The 19,202-nt window shown below is 74.6% G+C and carries 22 protein-coding genes; 15 read left to right on the top strand and 7 right to left on the bottom strand.

The window, feature by feature from the left end; all coding sequences use genetic code 11:
* Positions 1-49 precede the first annotated feature (49 nt).
* Positions 50-1,078 (top strand): aspartate-semialdehyde dehydrogenase, encoded by a 1,029-nt coding sequence (locus ACWD4U_RS31900; RefSeq protein ID WP_363453103.1) that lies wholly within the window; start codon positions 50-52, stop codon positions 1,076-1,078.
* Between the two features lie 80 nt (positions 1,079-1,158).
* Here the strand turns inward: ACWD4U_RS31900 and ACWD4U_RS31895 are convergent, their stop codons facing one another.
* The gene (locus ACWD4U_RS31895) at positions 1,159-1,950 is read right to left on the bottom strand and encodes a hypothetical protein (protein WP_363453101.1); all 792 of its coding nucleotides are present in this window, start codon (positions 1,948-1,950) and stop codon (positions 1,159-1,161) included.
* A 147-nt stretch (positions 1,951-2,097) separates the two neighbouring features.
* On the opposite strand from ACWD4U_RS31895, the gene ACWD4U_RS31890 reads away from it, so the two are divergent.
* The 4 genes from ACWD4U_RS31890 to ACWD4U_RS31875 are packed head-to-tail and all read left to right on the top strand — an operon-like array spanning position 2,098 to position 5,794.
* Positions 2,098-3,255, top strand: coding sequence for an NYN domain-containing protein (locus tag ACWD4U_RS31890; protein WP_363453099.1), 1,158 nt, complete (start codon positions 2,098-2,100; stop codon positions 3,253-3,255).
* A gap of 54 nt (positions 3,256-3,309) precedes the next feature.
* Positions 3,310-4,275: an ABC transporter ATP-binding protein gene (locus ACWD4U_RS31885; protein WP_449787368.1), complete on the top strand. Its 966-nt coding sequence runs from the start codon at positions 3,310-3,312 to the stop codon at positions 4,273-4,275.
* Entirely contained in the window at positions 4,272-5,075 is an 804-nt protein-coding gene (locus ACWD4U_RS31880; RefSeq protein WP_363453097.1) for an ABC transporter permease, read from the top strand. Before ACWD4U_RS31885 ends, ACWD4U_RS31880 begins: the two co-directional genes overlap by 4 nt.
* A gap of 53 nt (positions 5,076-5,128) precedes the next feature.
* Entirely contained in the window at positions 5,129-5,794 is a 666-nt protein-coding gene (locus ACWD4U_RS31875) for a DUF2567 domain-containing protein (protein ID WP_363453095.1), read from the top strand.
* Between the two features lie 25 nt (positions 5,795-5,819).
* Here the strand turns inward: ACWD4U_RS31875 and ybaK are convergent, their stop codons facing one another.
* The 3 genes from ybaK to ACWD4U_RS31860 all read right to left on the bottom strand — a co-directional run bounded on the left by ybaK (position 5,820) and on the right by ACWD4U_RS31860 (position 8,779).
* Entirely contained in the window at positions 5,820-6,320 is a 501-nt protein-coding gene (gene ybaK, locus ACWD4U_RS31870; protein WP_363453093.1) for a Cys-tRNA(Pro) deacylase, read from the bottom strand.
* Between the two features lie 13 nt (positions 6,321-6,333).
* Positions 6,334-7,062, bottom strand: a complete 729-nt coding sequence (locus ACWD4U_RS31865; protein WP_363453091.1) for an LON peptidase substrate-binding domain-containing protein — start codon at positions 7,060-7,062, stop codon at positions 6,334-6,336.
* A 61-nt stretch (positions 7,063-7,123) separates the two neighbouring features.
* Positions 7,124-8,779: an oxidoreductase gene (locus tag ACWD4U_RS31860; protein WP_363453089.1), complete on the bottom strand. Its 1,656-nt coding sequence runs from the start codon at positions 8,777-8,779 to the stop codon at positions 7,124-7,126.
* A 109-nt stretch (positions 8,780-8,888) separates the two neighbouring features.
* Here ACWD4U_RS31860 and hisD point away from each other — a divergent pair, with 109 nt between their 5' ends.
* The 8 genes from hisD to hisF are packed head-to-tail and all read left to right on the top strand — an operon-like array spanning position 8,889 to position 14,631.
* Positions 8,889-10,196, top strand: coding sequence for a histidinol dehydrogenase (gene hisD / locus ACWD4U_RS31855; protein ID WP_363453087.1), 1,308 nt, complete (start codon positions 8,889-8,891; stop codon positions 10,194-10,196).
* Complete coding sequence (locus tag ACWD4U_RS31850; RefSeq protein ID WP_363453085.1) at positions 10,193-11,293, top strand: histidinol-phosphate transaminase; 1,101 nt, start codon at positions 10,193-10,195, stop codon at positions 11,291-11,293. Before hisD ends, ACWD4U_RS31850 begins: the two co-directional genes overlap by 4 nt.
* Positions 11,294-11,299: 6 nt before the next feature.
* Positions 11,300-11,893 carry an imidazoleglycerol-phosphate dehydratase HisB gene (hisB, locus tag ACWD4U_RS31845; RefSeq protein WP_363453083.1) on the top strand — a complete coding sequence of 198 codons (594 nt, stop codon included), beginning with the start codon at positions 11,300-11,302 and terminating at the stop codon, positions 11,891-11,893.
* Positions 11,893-12,036, top strand: coding sequence for a hypothetical protein (locus ACWD4U_RS31840; protein ID WP_363453081.1), 144 nt, complete (start codon positions 11,893-11,895; stop codon positions 12,034-12,036). The genes hisB and ACWD4U_RS31840 overlap by 1 nt, the downstream gene beginning before the upstream one ends.
* A gap of 11 nt (positions 12,037-12,047) precedes the next feature.
* A complete protein-coding gene (gene hisH / locus ACWD4U_RS31835; RefSeq protein ID WP_363453079.1) occupies positions 12,048-12,683 on the top strand; it encodes an imidazole glycerol phosphate synthase subunit HisH in 636 nt (211 codons plus the stop codon).
* 21 nt (positions 12,684-12,704) lie between these two features.
* Complete coding sequence (gene priA, locus ACWD4U_RS31830) at positions 12,705-13,433, top strand: bifunctional 1-(5-phosphoribosyl)-5-((5-phosphoribosylamino)methylideneamino)imidazole-4-carboxamide isomerase/phosphoribosylanthranilate isomerase PriA (RefSeq protein ID WP_363453077.1); 729 nt, start codon at positions 12,705-12,707, stop codon at positions 13,431-13,433.
* Positions 13,430-13,864: a RidA family protein gene (locus ACWD4U_RS31825; protein ID WP_363453075.1), complete on the top strand. Its 435-nt coding sequence runs from the start codon at positions 13,430-13,432 to the stop codon at positions 13,862-13,864. The genes priA and ACWD4U_RS31825 overlap by 4 nt, the downstream gene beginning before the upstream one ends.
* Positions 13,861-14,631, top strand: a complete 771-nt coding sequence (gene hisF / locus ACWD4U_RS31820; RefSeq protein ID WP_363453073.1) for an imidazole glycerol phosphate synthase subunit HisF — start codon at positions 13,861-13,863, stop codon at positions 14,629-14,631. The genes ACWD4U_RS31825 and hisF overlap by 4 nt, the downstream gene beginning before the upstream one ends.
* Positions 14,632-14,685: 54 nt before the next feature.
* Here the strand turns inward: hisF and ACWD4U_RS31815 are convergent, their stop codons facing one another.
* The 3 genes from ACWD4U_RS31815 to ACWD4U_RS31805 form a co-directional block, all read right to left on the bottom strand.
* Positions 14,686-15,468, bottom strand: a complete 783-nt coding sequence (locus tag ACWD4U_RS31815; RefSeq protein ID WP_363453071.1) for a VOC family protein — start codon at positions 15,466-15,468, stop codon at positions 14,686-14,688.
* A 145-nt stretch (positions 15,469-15,613) separates the two neighbouring features.
* Complete coding sequence (locus tag ACWD4U_RS31810) at positions 15,614-16,258, bottom strand: TIGR03085 family metal-binding protein (RefSeq protein WP_363453069.1); 645 nt, start codon at positions 16,256-16,258, stop codon at positions 15,614-15,616.
* Between the two features lie 139 nt (positions 16,259-16,397).
* Positions 16,398-16,919 carry a hypothetical protein gene (locus tag ACWD4U_RS31805; protein ID WP_363453067.1) on the bottom strand — a complete coding sequence of 174 codons (522 nt, stop codon included), beginning with the start codon at positions 16,917-16,919 and terminating at the stop codon, positions 16,398-16,400.
* Between the two features lie 180 nt (positions 16,920-17,099).
* Between ACWD4U_RS31805 and ACWD4U_RS31800 the strand changes: the two genes are divergently transcribed.
* Together ACWD4U_RS31800 and ACWD4U_RS31795 are read left to right on the top strand one after the other, a co-directional pair.
* On the top strand, positions 17,100-17,393 hold the full coding sequence (locus ACWD4U_RS31800) for a hypothetical protein (protein WP_363453065.1): 294 nt from the start codon (positions 17,100-17,102) through the stop codon (positions 17,391-17,393).
* On the top strand, positions 17,393-19,111 hold the full coding sequence (locus tag ACWD4U_RS31795) for a WXG100 family type VII secretion target (protein ID WP_363453063.1): 1,719 nt from the start codon (positions 17,393-17,395) through the stop codon (positions 19,109-19,111). Before ACWD4U_RS31800 ends, ACWD4U_RS31795 begins: the two co-directional genes overlap by 1 nt.
* Positions 19,112-19,202: the final 91 nt, after the last annotated feature.

The following is a 19,202-nucleotide window of genomic DNA, read 5'->3' as shown; positions in this document are numbered from 1 at the left end:
TCTGACAAGGCATGATGACTAGGCACAACCCGGTAGGAGGAGGAGTCGGATGAGGATCGGCATCGTGGGTGCCACCGGCCAGGTCGGCGGCGTGGTCCGCGAGATCCTGGCGCAGCGCGCGTTCCCCGTCGAGCAGCTGCGGCTGTTCGCCTCGGCGCGCTCGGCAGGACGGACCATGCCCTGGAAGGACACCGAGGTCACCGTCGAGGACGCCGCCACGGCCGACTACAGCGGCCTGGACATCGTCATCTTCTCCGCGGGCGGCGCCACCTCCAAGGAGCTCGCCCCCAAGGTCGCCGCGGCCGGAGCGGTCGTCATCGACAACTCCTCGGCCTGGCGCCGCGACCCCGAGGTGCCGCTGGTGGTCGCCGAGGTCAACCCGGACGCCATCGCCGACCGGCCCAAGGGCATCATCGCCAACCCCAACTGCACCACCATGGCCGCCATGCCGGTGCTGCGCCCGCTGCACGACGAGGCCGGCCTGGCCGCGCTGGTGGTCTCCACCTACCAGGCGGTCTCCGGCTCCGGCCTGGCCGGCGTCTCCGAGCTCCACGAGCAGGCCCGCAAGGTCGTCGACGGCGCGACCGCGCTGGTGCACGACGGCGCGGCCGTCGAGTACCCGGCGCCCGGCGTGTACAAGCGGCCGATCGCGTTCAACGTCGTCCCGCTGGCCGGGTCGATCGTCGAGGACGGGCTGAACGAGACCGACGAGGAGCAGAAGCTCCGGCACGAGAGCCGCAAGATCCTCGGCATCCCCGAGCTGAAGGTCTCCGGCACCTGCGTCCGCGTCCCGGTCTTCACCGGCCACTCGCTGCAGATCAACGCCCGCTTCGAGCGGCCGCTCAGCCCCGAGCGCGCCGCCGAGCTGCTGGCCGCCGCGCCCGGCGTCGAGCTCACCGACATCCCCACCCCGCTCCAGGCCGCCGGCCAGGACCCCAGCTACGTGGGCCGGATCCGCGCCGACGAGACCGTCGACAACGGCCTGTCGCTGTTCATCTCGAACGACAACCTCCGCAAGGGCGCCGCGCTCAACGCCGTGCAGCTCGCCGAGCTGGTGGCCGCCGAGCTCAACGCCTGACGGACCGTCACCCGACACCGACCGCCGAGGAGCGCGCCGCCCGCGCCCTCGGCGGTCGGCGTTCTCCGGGGCGCGTCGGGCTACTGGCCCGCGTGCGCGGGCTGCGGGTCGACCGTCAGCGGGAGCTCGGGGGAGGTGGCGGCGGCCGTCCACTTGTCGCCGGGGGCGTACCACTGGAAGGCGCCGGAGCGCACGGCGGGGACCTTCACGTCCAGCCGGCCGTCGGCGTCGGTGGTGGCGGTGGCGACGGTGGTCCAGGTGGGGGAGCCGGTGGGGCGGAACTGTAGGTAGGCGGTGGCGCCCTGCTGGGGGAGGTAGCCGGGGTGCTCCCAGGTGGCGCGCTGCAGCCGGGCCAGGGCCTGCACCGGCGTGCCGACGGGGGCGCTCGCGGTGAGCGTCGCGGAGTCGAGCAGCGCGGTCCGCTTGAGCGAGAAGCCGCCGGCGGACTTGGAGACGTAGCGGTCGCCGTCCGCGGCGCGGATCCGCAGGTCGACGAACCAGGTGCCGGCCTGGTCGTCGAAGAGGCCGTGGGCGGAGGCGGTGGCGGTGGCCTCGCCGGTGCAGCGGGAGGCGCTCGCGGTGCCGGGCAGCGGGGCGCAGGCCAGCGGGGAGACCTTCAGGGTTGCGTAGTTGGGGCCCCACAGGCCGATCGGGTCGACGGCGCGGATGCCCGAGCGGTCGCTCGCGGTGACCTCGACCGGGAAGGTGCGGGTCTCGCCGGGGCCGAGTTCGACCGTGCGGCCCTGGTTGACGACGACCGAGACCAGCGCGGTGTCGCCGCGCGAGGTCTCGGGGACGGTGGCGGGCACCAGCAGCAGCGCGACCGCCCCGACCGCCGCCACCGCGCACAGCACCACCGCACTCTTCCGCACGGTGTCCCAGTATCCAGGGTCGGCCGGGCGTTCCCCGGCGCGGTTCGCCGGGCGAACGGGGGGTAAAGGTGTGCGCAACGGTCGCCGGACCGTCCGGCGGGCCACCCCACCGTCGGCGGTGGCCGGCCCGACGAGGAGGTGCCGGAGATGGACCGCTGTGTCGTCCTGGTCGATGCGGGATACCTGCTGGGCGCCGCGGCCAGCCTGCTCGCTGGGGAGTCCAGCCGCTCGCGGATCGCCGTGGACCATCCGGTGCTGATCAGCGCGCTGCGGGACCGGGCCGAGGAGGACACCGGGCTGCCGCTGCTGCGGATCTACTGGTTCGACGCCGCCGTGGACCGCCGCCCGGCCCCCGAGCACCGCCGGCTGCGGGTGCTCCCGCGGGTGACGGTCCGGCTGGGCGCGCTCACCCGGGCCGAGGGCCGCTGGGTGCAGAAGGGCGTCGACGCGGCGATGCACGCCGAGCTGAGCGAGCTGGCCCGCAACCACGCCTGCGCCGACGTGGTGCTGGTCACCGGCGACGGCGACCTGCTGCCCGGGGTGGCCTCGGCGAAGGAGCACGGGGTGGCCGTCCACCTGTGGGCGCTGGAGGCCGCCGACGGGGACTTCAACCAGTCCGAGGAACTGGTCGGCGAGGCCGACGAGCGGCGGGTGCTGGACCGGGCCTGGATCGAACGGTGGGTGCGGGTGCGGGAGGTCGCGGAGCCGGTGGCGCCGGTCGCCGCGGTCGCCGCGCTGCCCGGGCCGCCCGCGCAGCGCGCCCGGCCCGCCGGCCCGCCGCCCGCCGTCGCCCGCGCCGCCCCGCTGCGGGTCATCCCGACCCCGAAGGACCTGGCCGGACGGGCCGCCCCCGCGCCCGCGCCGGCCGCCGCGCTGGGCGGGCCGGTGCTGCGCTGGTCCTCCGACCGCGGCTGGGTGGACCGCTCCGAGCCGCACACCGCCGGAGACGGCCTGCCCACCCTGGACCGGCTCACCACCTCCGCGCAGCGCTGGGCCGATCGGGAGGAGGACATCACCAGCGTCGGCGGCGACCCGCAGGAGGTCGGCCAGGTCTTCGCCCGCCGCTGGCTGGACCGGCTCGCCACCGTCGACCGCCCCGAGCTGCTGTGGACCGACCACCCGCGGATCCCGCACCGCCTCGACGGCGAACTGCTGCGCTACGCCGCCCGGTTCGGGCTGCTGGCGCACAAGGAGGACCAGATCGACGAGCACGACAGGTACGCCATCCGGGAGGGCTTCTGGAAGGAGCTGTCCGCCCGCGTCCCGGACGCCCGGCAGCCCGCCGCCGCGCTCGAGGACAGCTGACGCGACCACCCCGCATGTCCGGAACGCCCTTTACGGCGCGTAGAGTCTTCCGTCGTGAGCAAGGCACCGCAGAGCTGCTGCACGGTCAGCGGCCTGGTCAAGACCTACCGCACGGGCGGTGCGGAGGTCCGCGCCAACGACGGCATCGACCTCGCCGTCCGGCGCGGTGAGATCTTCGGCCTGCTCGGACCCAACGGCGCCGGGAAGTCCACCCTGGTCCGCCAGCTCACCGGCCTGCTCCGCCCCGACGCCGGCCGCATCGACCTGTTCGGCCACGACCTGGTCCGGCACCCCGAACGCGCCGCCCGGCTGCTCGGCTACCTCGGCCAGGAGTCCAGCGCCCTCGACGAGCTCACCGTCGCGCTGGCCGCCGAGACCACCGGACGGCTGCGCGGGCTGACCCGCTCCGCCGCCCGCGCCGAGAGCGCCGAGGTGATCGCCGAGCTCGGCCTGGAGCCGCTCGCCCACCGCCCGCTCGCCAAGCTCTCCGGCGGCCAGCGCCGGCTGGCCTGCTTCGCCGCCGTGCTGGTCGGCGAGCGCCCGCTGCTGGTGCTGGACGAACCCACCACCGGCATGGATCCGGTCGCCCGGCGCGCCGTGTGGAGCGCCGTCGACCGCCGCCGCGCCGAACGCGGCACCACCGTGCTGCTGGTCACCCACAACGTCATCGAGGCGGAGACCGTGCTGGACCGGGTCGCCGTGGTCGACCGCGGCCGGGTGATCGCCTGCGACACCCCCGGCGGGCTCAAGGCGCTGGTCGACGGCGACGTCCGGCTCGACCTGGTGTGGCGCACCGACGCCCCGCTCGGCGTCCCCGCAGTCGCCGCACTGGCCGACCGCGCCGAGCGCACCGGCCGCCGCTGGACGCTGCGCACCACCCCCGACGAGGCCCGCGAACTGGTCGCCGCCGTCACCACCGGCCCCGCCTTCGCCGCGCTCGACGACTTCACCCTCGCCACCCCCACCCTGGAGGACGCCTACCTCCGGCTCGGCGGCCGGACCGGAGGCCTCGCCCGATGACCCTGCTCGACGCGCCCGCGGCGACCGCCGCCGCGACCGGGCCCGTGCCGCTCGCCCCCGCCGCCCGGCTGCTGCCCGCGCTGGCCGCGGTCTACCGGGCCCAGCTGGCCCGCGCCAAGGTGGCCCGGATCCCGCTGCTGTTCGTCGCGACCTTCCAGTCCATCGGCATCCTGGTGATGATGCGCGGCGTGGTCGACCCCGGCGACAACCCGTCCGCGCACGCCGTGGTGGCGGGCTCGGCGGTCCTGGTGGTGGCCTTCGTCGCGCTCAACCTGCTCGCGCAGTACTTCGGCCGACTGCGGGCGACCGGCGGCCTCGACCACTACGCGACGCTCCCGGTGCCGCCCGCCTCCGTGGTGCTCGGCACCGCCGGCGCGTACGCCTCGTTCACGGTGCCCGGGGTGTTCGTCACCGCCGGGGCGGGCTGCTGGCTGTTCGACCTGCCGATGGGTCGGCTCTGGGTCCTCGCGGCGGTGATCCCGCTGGCCGGGGCCGCGCTGGCCGGGCTCGGGGCGGCCCTCGGGCTGCTCGCCCCGCGGCAGGAACTCGCCACGCTGGCCGGGCAGTTGGGCATGTCCGCGGCGCTGCTGCTGGGCGTCCTGCCGGCCTCCCGGCTGCCCGGCGCGGTGCAGTGGCTGCGCGACCTGCTGCCGTCCAGCTACGGCGTCGACGCCTTCGCGCTGACCTTCGCGCCCGACCCGGACTGGGCCCGGGTGCTCCTCGACCTCGGGGTGTGCGGCGCGGTCGGCCTGGCCTCCCTCACCCTCGCCACCTGGGCCTACCGGCGGGCCGCCCGCTGACCTTCCCGGGCGGAGATCGACACCTGCGGGGGCGGTCGTGAAACGATGGGGCCGTGACCGTACCGAACACACCTGCGGGTAGCACCCCCGGGCCGGACCCGTTCGCCCCGCCGCACTTCCCGCCGCAGCCGCCCGTCCGCGCCCCGCGACGGCCCCTCGGGCCCGAGCTGGGGATCGGCGCGCTCATCACCGTCGCCGGCGCGGTCCTCGGCGTCCTGCTCGGCTACCTGTGGCTCTGGCTGGCCCCCCGGATCGGCTTCCAGGTCCAGGGCAACCGGATCCTGTACCTGGACCCGGAAGGCGAGGAGGGCATCGCCGCCGACGCCGTCTTCGCCCTGCTCGGCCTCGGCTTCGGCATCCTCACCGCGCTGGTCTCCTTCCTGCTGACCCGCGCCCGCGGCGGCGGCATCGCGGTCGCCGTCGGCCTGGTCCTCGGCGGCCTGGCCGGCTCGGTCATCGGCTGGCAGCTCGGCATCCGGCTCGGCCCCACCAGTGACCTCCGCGCGCACGCCCTCGCCGTCGGCGACGGCGGCCGCTTCGACGGCCCCCTGCAGCTCTCCGCACACGGCGCGCTGCTGGTCTGGCCGATGGCGGCGACCGTCCTGCTGCTGGCCCTCTCCGCGGCGTTCGGCAAGCGCGAACCCGACCTGCCGCCGTACTGGGCGACCACACTTCCCCCGCTGCCGCCGCCCGCGGGGGAGAAGCCGGCGGGCGAGTAGGCGACGGCGGAGCAGGCGGCGGGGTTCAGCCCCGGCCGATCTCCGCCGTCCGCGCCCCCGTCAGCCGCACCAGGTCGGCAGGGGCGAGCTCCACCTCCAGGCCGCGGCGGCCCGCCGAGACGAAGACCGTCGCGTGGCCGAGGGCGGAATCGTCGACCACCGTGCGCAGCGCGGTGCGCTGGCCGAGCGGGGAGATACCGCCGAGGACGTAGCCGGTGGCGCGCTCGGCCGCCGCGGGGTCGGCCAGCGCGGCCCGCTTGGCGCCGAGCGCGGCCGCCAACGCCTTGAGGTCGAGCTGGCCGGAGACCGGGACCACCCCGACCGCGAGCGTGCCGTCCAGGTCGGCGAGCAGGGTCTTGAACACCCGCTCCCGGGGGACGCCCATCGAGTCGGCGGCCTCCTCGCCCCAGCCCGCGCCGGTGCCGTGCTGGGTCACCTCGTAGTAGTGCACCGTGTGCGGTACGGCGGCCTGCTCCAGCCTCAGCAGGGCAGGGGTGCCGGCCGGGCCGCGCTTCTTCTTCGGCATCGGGAGGGGCCTCCTAGTTGGGGCTGAACGCCTGCCGGGTGAGGTCGGCGGCGGGCAGCGAGGGGAGCTTGGCGATCACCGCGGTCTCGTGGCGGAGCAGTTCGAGCTCGCGGGCGAGCCGCTGGGCGGTGTCGGGGCAGGCGAGGAGTTCCTGCTTGACGGACACCGGCAGCACGGTGGCGGCGGCGACCAGGTAGGAGAGCACCTGCGGGTCGTCGGGGAGGGTCTGGTCGCCGGTGAGGCTGGCCTCGCGGGCGCCGGCGATGCGCTTCTGGTAGGTGCGGAAGACCCGTTCGACGCCGGAGGCGAGGGCGCCCGAGCCTTCGCCGGGCTGCTCGGGCAGGACCGAGACGTCGCCGACCAGGTAGGGGCCGGTGGCGTCGAGGGCGCGCAGCCGGAACCGGGTGGTGCCGGTGACGAGCAGCTCGTAGCGGCCCTCGGGCTGCTCCCGGATGTTGGCGACGTCGGCGACGCAGCCGACCGCGTACAGGGCGTCCATGGGGTCGCCGCCGGGGGTGCCGATGCCGTCCAACGGGCCTGCGGGGGCGTCGAGTTCGCGGACGGGGGCGACCTCGCGGCCGTCCTTCACGGCGATCACGCCGAAGCGCCGCGGCTCGTCCTCGGGCTGCTTCTGCAGGTCGGCGACCAGCCGGCGGTAGCGCTCCTCGAAGACGTGCAGCGGCAGGACCAGGCCCGGGTAGAGGACCGTGTTGAGGGGGAAGAGCGGCAGCCGATCAGTCACGGCGGACAGCGTAGTTGGCACGGGGCCGCCCCCGCGCCGGACTTTGCCCGGGGGCGGGCGGTCAGCTGCGCTGGAGCAGCCGGGTGACGCCGGCCACGGCGGTGGTGGCGAGCACCCAGCCGGTGAGCACGAGCGCCGCGGCGACCCACTGGCCGGTGCGGTCGGGGTTCCAGCCGGACTGGCCGAGGTCGACCAGCGGCAGCACCTTGCTCGCGGCGTACAGCGCGGCGTTCCAGGTGGGGACCTCGTCGGCCTTGAGCGGCTCGGGCGGGTGGTCGGCGAAGTACGCGGTGCCGAGCGCCCAGGCGAGGACCAGCCAGGCGGCGGCCCGGCCGGGCCGGTAGCCGTAGCCGACCGCGACGTCCTGGAGGTGACCCCAGATCCGGCCGGGCAGCGGGAGGGTGCGCCGGCGGCGGCGCTGCTTGGCGTGCAGCACGGTGCGGGCGTCCTCGTCGGCGCCGTCACGGCGCAGTGCGGCGGCGAGCTGCTCGTACGCCTCGGGCCGGAACTCCTTGCCGGAGTCGACCCAGGCGATCCGGCGCTCCAGCGGGAAGTCCTCGGCGGGGCGGAGGGCCTCGTAGGTGAAGCCGGTGAGCGAGACGTGGTGGGCGGTGGGCCAGCTGCCCGGGGTGTCGATCAGGTTGCCGATCCGGGCGCGGCTGAGCGAGACCGGCCCGGTCGGCGGGGTGACGCAGGTGAAGCGGAGTTCGGGGGACTGGATCCGGCTGAGCGCGAGTTCCTCGCCGGGGCCGAGGTGGAACTCGGCGAGGGAGATCAGGCAGGCGTTCTCGAAGCGCGCGTCGGAGAGCCGGATCCGGCCCCAGGCGCGGAACGGGGTGTAGCTGGTGGCCCGGTTGTCGGCGGTGTTCACGGGCTCGCCGTAGCCGGAGCCGTACACGGAGCGCGAGCCGGTCCAGCCGGCGTCCTCGGAGCTGGCCAGGTACAGGGTGTGGCCGACGCTGATCCGGGCGGCGTCGAGCGCGTTGGGGTTGCCGGCGGCGGCCCGCAGCTGGGCGCCGCGGAGGGCCAGGCGGCCGCCGATGCGGGCCGATCGGAGGCTCAACTCGCCCTGCAGCTCGAGGCGTTCGGCCTCGACGTCCTGGTTGACGGTCATCCCGTCGGCGGAGACCGCGCGGCCGTACAGGTCGGGGCCGACGGCGCTCTGGTTGAGCAGCAGGTCGGTGCCGATCCGGGCGTCGGTGAGCCGGATGCCGCCGGGTATCCCGCAGCGGGCGAGGTGCACGTCGCCGTCGCTGGCCAGCCGGGAGGCCTCGATCCGCGGGACGTGGCAGGAGACCAGCCGCAGGGTGCCGATCGAGGCCTCGGAGATCAGCACCTTGCCGTCGAACCGGCAGAGCTGGAACTCCACGTAGCTGTCGATCCGGCCGCCGGCCAGCCTGAGCTGTCCGGTGATCGCGGCGCCGGTGAGCTTGAGCGAGGTGACCCGGCCGGGGCGGGCCGGCGGGCCGGCCAGCAGCAGGCGGGCGATCACCTCGGCGCGGACGGTGCGCTCGGGACCCCACGCCTCGGCGGCGAACGGGTCGTCCGGGCCGTCCGCCGCGCCGTCGGGCCGGACGGCCTCGCCGGCCGGGGCGGGCAGGTAGAGCCGGGCGGCGCGGCGCGGCTGCTCGGTGCGCAGGTCGTACACCTCACCGCTGCGGAACGCCTCCCACAGGCCCCGCTCGGCCTCGCTCCACTCCTCCGGCGCCTGCTCCACCGTGCCTCCCCCGACGATCCCGCCCCGACGATCTTGAACTGTCTCACCCTTCGTATCACGGACTGAAATGCCCGGATGCCGGTTTCAGCCACTCCTTACACTTGGCCCTGTGATCTCTCGAATCGACCTGCGCGGCTCCCAGGTGGACCCGCGCGACGTGCTGCCCCGTGCCGAGTTCGACGTCGAGGCCGCCCTGGAGAAGGTGCGGCCGATCGCGGAGGACGTGCGCCATCGCGGGGTCGCGGCGCTGATCGAGATCACCGAGCGCTTCGACGGGGTCCGGCTGGAGTCCACCCGGGTGCCGGCCGCGCAGATCGCCGAGGCGCTGGAGCAGCTGGACCCGAAGGTGCGCGCCGCGCTGGAGGAGTCGATCCGCCGGGCCCGCGCCGTCCACGGCGACCAGCGCCGCGCCGGCCACACCACGCAGGTGGTGCCCGGCGGCACGGTGACCCAGCGCTGGGTGCCGGTCGACCGGGTCGGCCTGTACGTGCCCGGCGGCCTGGCGGTCTACCCGTCCTCCGTGGTGATGAACGTGGTGCCCGCGCAGGAGGCCGGGGTGACCGGCATCGCCGTCTCCTCGCCGCCGCAGAAGGCCTTCGGCGGCCGGGTGCACCCGACCATCCTGGCGGCCTGCGCGCTGCTCGGCGTCGACGAGGTGTACGCGGTCGGCGGCGCCCAGGCGGTGGCGATGTTCGCGCTGGGCACCGAGGAGTGCGCGCCGGTCAACCTGGTCACCGGCCCCGGCAACATCTACGTGGCGGCCGCCAAGCGGCTGTTCGCGGGCCGGATCGGCATCGACTCGGAGGCCGGCCCGACCGAGATCATGGTGCTAGCGGACGGCACCGCGGACGCCGTCGAGGTCGCCGCCGACCTGATCAGCCAGGCCGAGCACGGCCCGACCTCCGGCTCGGTGCTGGTCACCGCCTCGGTCGAGCTGGCCGACGCGGTCGAGGCCGAGCTGAAGACCCAGGTCGCCCGCACCCGGCACGCCGAGCGGGTGGCCGAGGCGCTGGGCGGCCCGCAGTCCGGGATCATCCTGGTCGACGACCTGGACCAGGGCCTGGAGGTGGTCAACGCGTACGCCGCCGAGCACCTGGAGATCCAGACCGCCGACCCGCACGCCGTGTCCGAGCGGGTGCGCAACGCCGGCGCGATCTTCCTCGGCCGGTTCACGCCGGTCTCGCTGGGCGACTACGCGGCCGGCTCCAACCACGTGCTGCCGACCGGCGGGTGCGCCTGCCACTCGTCCGGTCTGTCGGTGCAGACCTTCCTGCGCGGCGTGCAGGTGGTGGAGTACGACCGCGAGGCGCTGGCCGGGATCGCCGCGCACGTGGTCACCCTGTCCGAGGCCGAGGACCTGCCCGGTCACGGCGACGCGATCAAGGCCCGATTCGAGTGGAGTGTCCCCAGCTCGTGACGAAGATCGACGACCTCCCCATCCGGGACGAGCTGCGCGGCCAGTCCCCGTACGGCGCACCGCAGTTGGACGTGCCCGTCCAGCTGAACACCAACGAGAACCCGTACCCGCTGCCCGAGCCGCTGGTGGCCCGGATCGCCGAGCGGGTCGCCGACGCCGCCCGGCAGCTCAACCGCTACCCGGACCGCGACGCGGTGGAGCTGCGCACCGGCCTGGCGGCGTACCTGAGCTCCACCACCGGCTTCGGGGTGACGAAGGACCAGGTGTGGGCCGCCAACGGCTCCAACGAGGTGCTGCAGCAGCTGCTGCAGACCTTCGGCGGGCCCGGCCGCACCGCGATCGGCTTCGAGCCCTCGTACTCGATGCACGCGCTGATCGCCCGCGGCACCGGCACCGAGTGGGTCTCCGGCCCGCGAGACGACGACTTCACCATCGACCTGGACGCCGCCCGCCGGGCCATCGCCGAGCTGCGGCCCAACGTGGTGTTCGTCTGCTCGCCGAACAACCCGACCGGCACCGCGGTCGAGGCCGACACCGTGCTCGCGCTGTACGAGGCCGCGCAGGCGGCCGGGCCCAGCATGGTGATCGTCGACGAGGCGTACGTGGAGTTCTCGCACCGCGCCTCGCTGCTGCCGCTGCTGGCGGGCCGCCCCAACCTGGTGGTCACCCGGACCATGTCGAAGGCGTTCGGCGCGGCCGGGCTGCGGCTCGGCTACCTGGCGGCGGACGCCGCGGTGGTGGACGCGGTCCAGCTGGTCCGGCTGCCGTACCACCTGTCGGCGGTCACCCAGGCCACCGCGCTGGCCTGCCTGGAGCACACCGACACCCTGCTCGGCTACGTCGCGCAGCTCAAGTCCGAGCGCGACCGCCTGGTCCTCGCGCTGCGCGGGCTCGGCCTCGAAGTGACCGACTCCGACGCCAACTTCATCCAGTTCGGCCGCTTCGCCGACACCCACGCGGTGTGGCGGGCGATCCTCGACCAGGGCGTGCTGATCCGCGACAACGGCGTGCCCGGCTGGCTGCGCGTCACCGCCGGCACCCCCGCCGAGAACGACGCCTTCCTGAGCGCCGTGTCGCAAGCAACCAAGGAGCTGTAACCCCGCATGTCCCGTATCGGCCGCGTCGAACGCACCACCAAGGAGACCTCCGTCCTGGTCGAGATCGACCTCGACGGAACCGGAAAGACGGACGTCTCCACGGGCGTCGGGTTCTACGACCACATGCTCGACCAGCTGGGCCGCCACGGTCTCTTCGACCTCACCGTCAAGACCGAGGGCGACCTGCACATCGACACCCACCACACCATCGAGGACACCGCCCTCGCGCTCGGCGCCGCCTTCAAGCAGGCGCTCGGCGACAAGGTCGGCATCTACCGCTTCGGCAACTGCACCGTGCCGCTGGACGAGTCGCTGGCCCAGGTGACCGTCGACCTGTCCGGCCGCCCGTACCTGGTGCACACCGAGCCGGACGGCATGGCCCCGATGATCGGCTCGTACGACACCACGATGACCCGGCACATCCTGGAGTCCTTCGTGGCGCAGGCGCAGATCGCCCTGCACGTGCACGTGCCGTACGGCCGCAACGCCCACCACATCGTGGAGTGCCAGTTCAAGGCGCTGGCCCGGGCGCTGCGCTACGCCTCCGAGCGCGACGTGCGCGCGGCCGGCATCCTCCCGTCCACCAAGGGCGCGCTCTGATGGCGACGGTCCTGATCTTCCTCGGGATCTTCTTCGCCACCGGCGTCTGGACGTTCTGGAAGCAGGAGAAGCCGAAGAGCGTCATCCTCGTCCTCGGCTTCGCCTCGGCCATGTGCCTGGCCGCCGGCATCATGCGCTACTAGGAGGCCGCGAGATGTCCAAGAACGTCGTGGTGCTGGACTACGGGTCCGGCAACCTGCGCTCGGCGCAGCGCGCGGTCGAGCGGACCGGCGCGAACGTCACCGTCACCTCGAACTTCCAGCAGGCGCTCGACGCCGACGGGCTGCTGGTCCCCGGCGTGGGCGCCTTCGAGGCGTGCATGCGCGGACTGAAGGCGGTCCGCGGCGAGCAGGTGATCGGCCGCCGGCTGGCCGGCGGGCGGCCGGTGCTGGGGATCTGCGTCGGCATGCAGATCCTGTTCGAGAAGGGCGTCGAGCACGGCGTGGAGACCGCGGGCTGCGACGAGTGGCCCGGCGTGGTCGAGCCGCTGGACGCCCCGATCGTGCCGCACATGGGCTGGAACACCGTGGACGCGCCCGAGGGCAGCCGGATGTTCGCCGGCCTCGACGCCGACACCCGGTTCTACTTCGTGCACTCCTACGGGGTGCGGCACTGGGTCCTGGAGCAGCACGCCGAGAAGCTGCGGCCGCCGCTGGTCACCTGGGCCACCCACGGGCAGCCGTTCGTCGCCGCCGTGGAGAACGGTCCGCTGTGGGCCACCCAGTTCCACCCCGAGAAGTCCGGCGACGCCGGCGCCGCCCTGCTGACCAACTGGGTCGACACCCTCTGACGAGCTGAGAGTCCATCAGATATGAGCAAGCGCCTCGAACTGCTGCCCGCCGTCGACGTCCGCGACGGCCAGGCGGTCCGCCTGGTCAAGGGCGCCTCCGGCACCGAGACGTCCTTCGGTGAGCCGCTGGCCGCCGCCCTGGCCTGGCAGAACGCCGGCGCCGAGTGGCTGCACCTGGTCGACCTGGACGCCGCGTTCGGCACCGGCAGCAACCGCGAGCTGCTCGCCGAGGTCACCGGCCGGCTCGACATCAAGGTCGAGCTGTCCGGCGGCATCCGCGACGACGCCTCGCTGGCCGCCGCCCTCGCCACCGGCTGCACCCGGGTCAACCTGGGCACCGCCGCGCTGGAGACCCCCGAGTGGGTGGCCAAGGTGATCGCCGAGCACGGCGACAAGATCGCCGTCGGCCTGGACGTGGTCGGCACCACCCTGCGCGGCCGCGGCTGGACCCGCGACGGCGGCCAGCTGTACGACGTGCTGGCCCGCCTGGACGCCGAGGGCTGCGCCCGCTACGTGGTCACCGACGTCAACCGCGACGGCACCCTGACCGGCCCCAACCTGCAGCTGCTGCGCGACGTCTGCGCCGCCACCGACCGCCCGGTGGTGGCCTCCGGCGGCGTGTCGTCGCTGGACGACCTGCGGGCGATCGCCACCCTGGTGCCGGAGGGCGTCGAGGGTTCGATCGTCGGCAAGGCCCTCTACGAGCAGAAGTTCACCCTCGAAGAGGCCCTGGAGGCTGTGTCCCGATGACCGACGAAACCCCGGTGGCCGCCGCCCGTCACTCCGGAACGTCCCCCTTCGAGGACCAGTACGGATTCTCCCGGGCGGTGGCGGCCGGGGACTTCGTCCTGGTCTCGGGCTGCACCGCCTACGACAAGGGGATCGTCCAGGCCGAGGGCGACCCGTTCGAGCAGTCGATCGCCGCCTTCAAGATGGCCTTCGACGCGCTCGACCACTACGGACTCACCGTGGCCGACGTGGTCCGCACCCGGATGTACCTCACCCACGTCCGGGACTGCGACGAGGCCGGCCGCGCCCACAAGGAAGTCTTCGACCAGGTCCGCCCGGTCACCACCATCGTGGTGGTCCAGGGCCTGATCGACTCCCGGATGATGGTCGAGGTCGAGGTCGAGGCCTACCGCCCCGGCCTCGCCCGCACTTTGGAAGGCACCCAGCCGTGACCCTCGCAGTACGCGTGATCCCCTGCCTGGACGTGGACGCCGGACGCGTCGTCAAGGGCGTCAACTTCCAGAACCTGCGCGACGCCGGCGACCCGGTCGAACTCGCCAAGCTCTACGACGCCCAGGGCGCCGACGAGTTGACCTTCCTCGACATCACCGCCTCGTCGGGCTCCCGGGAGACCACCTACGACGTGGTGCGCCGCACCGCCGAGCAGGTGTTCATCCCGCTCACCGTCGGCGGCGGGGTGCGCACCGTCGAGGACGTCGACCGGCTGCTGCGCGCGGGCGCCGACAAGGTCGGCGTCAACACCGCGGCGATCGCCCGGCCCGAGCTGATCCGCGAGATCGCCCAGCGCTTCGGCCGCCAGGTGCTGGTGCTGTCGGTGGACGCCCGGCGCTGCGCCGAGGGCACCGAGACCGCCTCCGGCTTCGAGGTCACCACCCACGGCGGCCGCCGCGGCACCGGCCTGGACGCCATCGAGTGGGCGGCCCGGGCCGCCGAGCTCGGCGCCGGCGAGATCCTGCTCAACTCGATGGACGCCGACGGCACCAAGGACGGCTACGACCTGGAGATGATCACCGCCGCGCGCAAGGCCGTGGCCGTCCCGGTGATCGCCTCCGGTGGCGCGGGCAAGCTCGCCGACTTCGCCCCCGCCGTCGACGCCGGTGCGGACGCGGTGCTCGCCGCCAGCGTCTTCCACTTCGGCGACCTGACGATCGGCCAGGTCAAGGACGAGCTGCGGGCCACCGGGCACCCGGTGCGCTGACGGCACGTCACCGCGGGTGCGCCCCGACCCGGGGCGCACCCGCCGCGCGTCGTCCTACCGCTGCCGGGGCTCCGGCTCCAGGATGGCGAACTGCGCGCCGAACGGGTCGGCCAGCACCGCGATCCGGCCCACCGTCGGCACCTGCTCCGGCGGCACCACGACGCTGCCGCCGGACTGCCGGACCTGATCGGTGGTCAGCAACGCGTCGGCGACCGCGAAGTGCACCAGCCAGCCCACGTTGACCCGCGGGTGGACGCCCGCCACCCCGCCGAACGAGGCCGCGAACTCGTCCGCGCCCTCGGCGGTGCGCAGCACGGTGTAGTCGACGTCGGCCACCCCGGAGTCCCGGGTCCGCCAGTCGAACAGGCCCTGGTAGAAGCGCAGCGCGGCCGGGATGTCCGAGGTGTGCAGCTCCGCCCAGCACAGCCCGCCGTCCCCGCCGACCGCGTCCAGGCCCACGGTGTCGCCGGACTGCCAGATCGCGAACTGCCCGCCGGTCGGGTCGGTCAGCTGGGCGAACCGCCCGGCGGTGAAGACGTCCGCCGGCTCGGTGCGGACGGTGCCGCCGAGCTGGTCGGCGGCCTTGGCGGTGGCGTCGGCGTCGGCGACGCGGAAGTACACCGTCCAGGCGGGCAGCGCCTCCTCCTCGGTGAGCGGGCCGACCGCGGCCACCGTCCTCCCGTCCTGCTGGAAGAAGCCGTAGCCGCCGGACTCCGGCCCGGCGGACCGGAGGGTCCAGCCGAACACCGAGCCGTAGAACAGCGCCGATTCGGCGGTGTCCGGGCTGCCGAGGTCGATCCAGTTGGGCGAGCCGAGCCAGAAGTCGGTGCTGACCATGGGCGTGCTGCTCCTTCGGGCGGGGACGGGAAGGCCACCGCCAGGCTGGCACACCGGTGTGACGAATCCGGCCGACGCGCCGTCGGCCCGCCCCGACGTGTCGCGGGGTCGGGCCGACGCGTCGTCAGGTCGGGCGGACGCGTCGTCAGTTTCCGGGCAGCGGGAGGGCCGCGGCGACCCGCGCCACCGCCTCCGGGTCGCCGCTCGCCTCCACCGCGGCCTTGGCGCCGCGCCCGGACAGGAAGAGCACCAGCTCGCCGGGCTCCCCGGTGACGGTGACCGCCGGGCCCTCGCCCGCGCCCTGGCGGAACGTCACCATCCGGCCGTCCGGGTGGCGCAGCTGCAGGGTGACCGGCGAGCGGGCGTCGGAGAACCTGGCCACCACCGGCACCCGCTTCCACAGCGCCTCGGCGAGCGCCGGGTCCACCGGCTCGGGCTCGAACGGCACCGCGCGGCGGACGTCCTCGGCGTGCACGAAGTACTCGACCAGGTTGGCGGCGGCGTCGGCCCCGGGCAGCCGGAACGGCGACAGGGTCGGCGGGCCGGACCGGAAGACCCGCACCAGCTCCTCGAACGGGCGGGCCGCGTAGCGGTTCTGCACCTTCTCGGTGTGCCCGGCGAGCGCGCGCAGCCGGATTCCGGCGGCGGCGTCCGGCCGGGCCTCGCGCACCACCAGGTGCGCGGCCAGGTCCCTGGTGGTCCAGCCCGCGCACAGCGTGGGCGCCTCCGGCCCGGCAGCGGACAGCAGTTCGGCAAGACGGGCGCGCTCAGCCCGGGCGTGGCTCGACATGGCCACACCCTAGGCCCTCGCCGGAAACTCCCGCCGGGCGGTCTGCCCCATTCTCCCCGCCCCCTTCAACTCCCTCGGGGCTGGTGGAGATGGCTGGAGATCCGACCGAGTCGTCAGACCGGCCCCGCCGACCGCAGGTCTAGCGCAGAGGGGCGGTCAGCTTCGTCCCGTGCTGCCTGCTGCTGGCGGTCAGCGTGCACGTCGCGTCGTGCATGCCCTGCTGGTAGTACTGCAGGTAGGGGCCGATCGGGAAGCCGTAGTACGGACCGCCGCCGCCCTGCCGCTGCTCGGCCGCGGCCAGCGGCGCCTGGCACAGCTCGCGCATCGCCCGGCCGATCGCGGTGTCGCTGGTCAGCCCGTCCGGCAGCACCACGTCGGCGATCGCCTCGCCGTCGTGCGGCTGGTCGCAGGGCCGGGCCTCGGCCTTGGCGATCACCTCGGAGAGCTGCGGGTGGTCCAGGCAGGTGCCCGGCGTGAAGAACGGGTACGGCAGCTGCCTGCTCGGGGACGGCGAGGGCGACGGACTCGGCGAGGCGCTGGGGGACGGCGGCGGGGGAGCCGCCTGCCGGTGCGCGGGCTCCGGCCACAGCAGCACCGAAGCCGCGACCACCGCCAACGCCGCCACCACCGCGGCCAGCGCCGCCTTCTGCCGCTTCGTCACGCCAACCCCCTCGGTCCGCCGCCATTGTGGCGCTCCGCCGGGCGACGCGTCACGGGTTCGCGGCGATCCGCGGGCGAACCAGTTTGCGAATGCTTTGCATGAAGATCAGTAGCATGGCGGATTCTTGGTCAAGACGGTCGCCGAGGAAGGGCAACTGCCATGGGGGACAGCGGATTTCGGGTGGAACCCGAAGCACTCGACCGGTATTCGCAACTGCTCGCCGAGCAGTCCGAGCAACTGAGCCGGATCGCGGCGGCCACCGCCGCCATCACCATCTCGTCCGACGCCTTCGGACACCTGCCGAACGCCCAGCACCTGGCGTCGGCCTACCAGGAGCACGCCAGCGCCAGCCGGCAGAACCTCGGCGACCTCGGCGAGGCCGTCACCGGCACCTCGGACGGCCTGGCCCACGTCGCGCAGACCTACACCGACCACGAGCAGCAGCTCAGCGCCGGCCTGGGCGGTGGCAACTGATGTCGCGCGGTTCGCACTCGCACTCCGGCTCGCACAACTCCGGTTCCCACGGCTCCGGTTCGCGGCCGTCGGCGCCGCACGGGCCCGACCCGCGGGTCCCCGTCCACACCCCGGACCCGGCGCCGCCCGCCCACACCCCCGGCTCCACCGGCCACCAGGGCGGCGACCCCGGCGGGGCCGCGCGGCCCGGCCACGACCCGCAGGGCCGCACGCCGTCGCCCGGCGCCGACCCGGGCACCGACCCCGCGGACGGCGGCGACGCCGCCGACCCGCGCGAGTCCTGGTGGAAGGGCGCGCTGCGCAGCGGCGCGGAGTCCGCGGGCGGCTCGCTCGGCGAGCACGCCGGCGACTGGGCGGGGGAGAAGGTGTTCGGCTCCGGCGGGCAGCAGGAGCCCGAACCCGGCGGCGGCGAGGCCCCGACCGGGCTCGACGGCCTCCCGCCGACCGACGGCGCGGAGCCCGGCGGCGAGGACCCGGACGCGGACTTCGACGCGCAGGGCGACGTCCCCGACCCCGGCTTCGCCGGCGGCCCGGTCGGCTCCGGCGCGACGACCGGCTCGGACGGGGGGATGAGCTCCACCCTGGCCCGCCGCGACGTGCAGCCGTACGGCGGCGGCAGTTCCGCGTACGACTGGGCGCACGCCCAGGTCCAGCAGGCGATGGACCAGCTCCAGCCGGCCGAGCACCCGTCGCGCGGCGGTCTCGGCGGGATGCTCGACGAGGCGGTCGAGTACGCGCTGAAGGAGTCCGGCCTGATCGAGATGCTGGAGAAGGTCACCGGCAACCTGGCCGAGCTGAACGCCGCCGCCGAGGAGTGGCAGGCGCAGGCGGGCGCCGTCCAGCAGGTCGCGGCCGAGCTGCGCGGCGGCGCGGTGCCGGTCTCCCAGGCCTGGGAGGGCCAGGCCAGCGACTCCTTCGGCGGGCACATGGGCGAGGTCGCCGACGCGCTCGACCAGACCGCCGAGGGCATGCGGCAGACCGCGCAGATCATCAACTCGGCGGCGCAGGAGTGCGCGGCGGCCGAGGGCATGGTGGTAGAGATCATCAGCGAGGCGATCGAGGCGCTGATCGCCTCGCTCGCCGCCGAGGCGGTGATCGCGGTGGTCACCGCGGGCATCGGTCTGATCGCCGACGCGCTGATCACCGAGGCGGAGATCACCGTCTTCGTCGCCCGGGTGGCCCGGGTCTCCACCGAACTGGCCCAGAAGCTCGAGGAGTTGCTCAAGGCGCTGAAGGAACTCGGCAGCGCCGTCAAGGCGGTGAAGAACCTGCAGACCGCCCGCAGCGCGCTCGCCAAGGTCAAGGAGGTGAAGACCGCCGTCCAGGGCCTGCGCGACTTCGAGGAGGGCGGCGACGGCCTCGGCAAGCTGGCCGGCGACGCCTTCCGGAACCGCTCGCTGGACGGCGTCGGCTCCGGCCTGAAGGACTTCGCGGTGCGTCAGGCCGTCCGGCAGGGCGACGAGTTCGTCACCGGCAAGGCCGAGGACGCGTTCAGCAGCGCCCTCGGCCTGGACGACGGCGCGGAGCGCGGCGACGGCACCGTGAAGGGCGCCTTCGCGGCGGCCGGGCGCTCCGCGCTGGGCGTCGCCAAGGAGACGGTGCTCGGCGACACCAACCGCAACGCCGTCACCGAGGAACTGCTGCACGACACCGGGCTGGAGCGCGACCCGGCCCCGTACCGGGTCGACACCACCCGGATCGAGGCCGCGTTCGGCTGACCGTCGGCGCGGGCGGCGGGGCGCTGACGGACGCGCGGCGCCCCCCCCCCCCCCCCGCGGCCCCCCCCGGGCGCCGCCCCGCCCCGACGGT

It is taken from the genome of Kitasatospora sp. NPDC002522 (assembly GCF_053595195.1).
This window is presented reverse-complemented; position numbering and strand designations above follow the sequence as displayed.

Coding starts and splice junctions, on each gene's coding strand:
- ACWD4U_RS31900 (WP_363453103.1), top strand. CDS start 50: ATGAGGATCGGCATCGTGGGTGCCACCGGCCAGGTCGGCGGCGTGGTC.
- ACWD4U_RS31890 (WP_363453099.1), top strand. CDS start 2,098: ATGGACCGCTGTGTCGTCCTGGTCGATGCGGGATACCTGCTGGGCGCC.
- ACWD4U_RS31880 (WP_363453097.1), top strand. CDS start 4,272: ATGACCCTGCTCGACGCGCCCGCGGCGACCGCCGCCGCGACCGGGCCC.
- ybaK (WP_363453093.1), bottom strand. CDS start 6,320: ATGCCGAAGAAGAAGCGCGGCCCGGCCGGCACCCCTGCCCTGCTGAGG.
- hisB (WP_363453083.1), top strand. CDS start 11,300: ATGTCCCGTATCGGCCGCGTCGAACGCACCACCAAGGAGACCTCCGTC.
- ACWD4U_RS31840 (WP_363453081.1), top strand. CDS start 11,893: ATGGCGACGGTCCTGATCTTCCTCGGGATCTTCTTCGCCACCGGCGTC.
- hisH (WP_363453079.1), top strand. CDS start 12,048: ATGTCCAAGAACGTCGTGGTGCTGGACTACGGGTCCGGCAACCTGCGC.
- priA (WP_363453077.1), top strand. CDS start 12,705: ATGAGCAAGCGCCTCGAACTGCTGCCCGCCGTCGACGTCCGCGACGGC.
- ACWD4U_RS31825 (WP_363453075.1), top strand. CDS start 13,430: ATGACCGACGAAACCCCGGTGGCCGCCGCCCGTCACTCCGGAACGTCC.
- ACWD4U_RS31815 (WP_363453071.1), bottom strand. CDS start 15,468: ATGGTCAGCACCGACTTCTGGCTCGGCTCGCCCAACTGGATCGACCTC.
- ACWD4U_RS31810 (WP_363453069.1), bottom strand. CDS start 16,258: ATGTCGAGCCACGCCCGGGCTGAGCGCGCCCGTCTTGCCGAACTGCTG.
- ACWD4U_RS31795 (WP_363453063.1), top strand. CDS start 17,393: ATGTCGCGCGGTTCGCACTCGCACTCCGGCTCGCACAACTCCGGTTCC.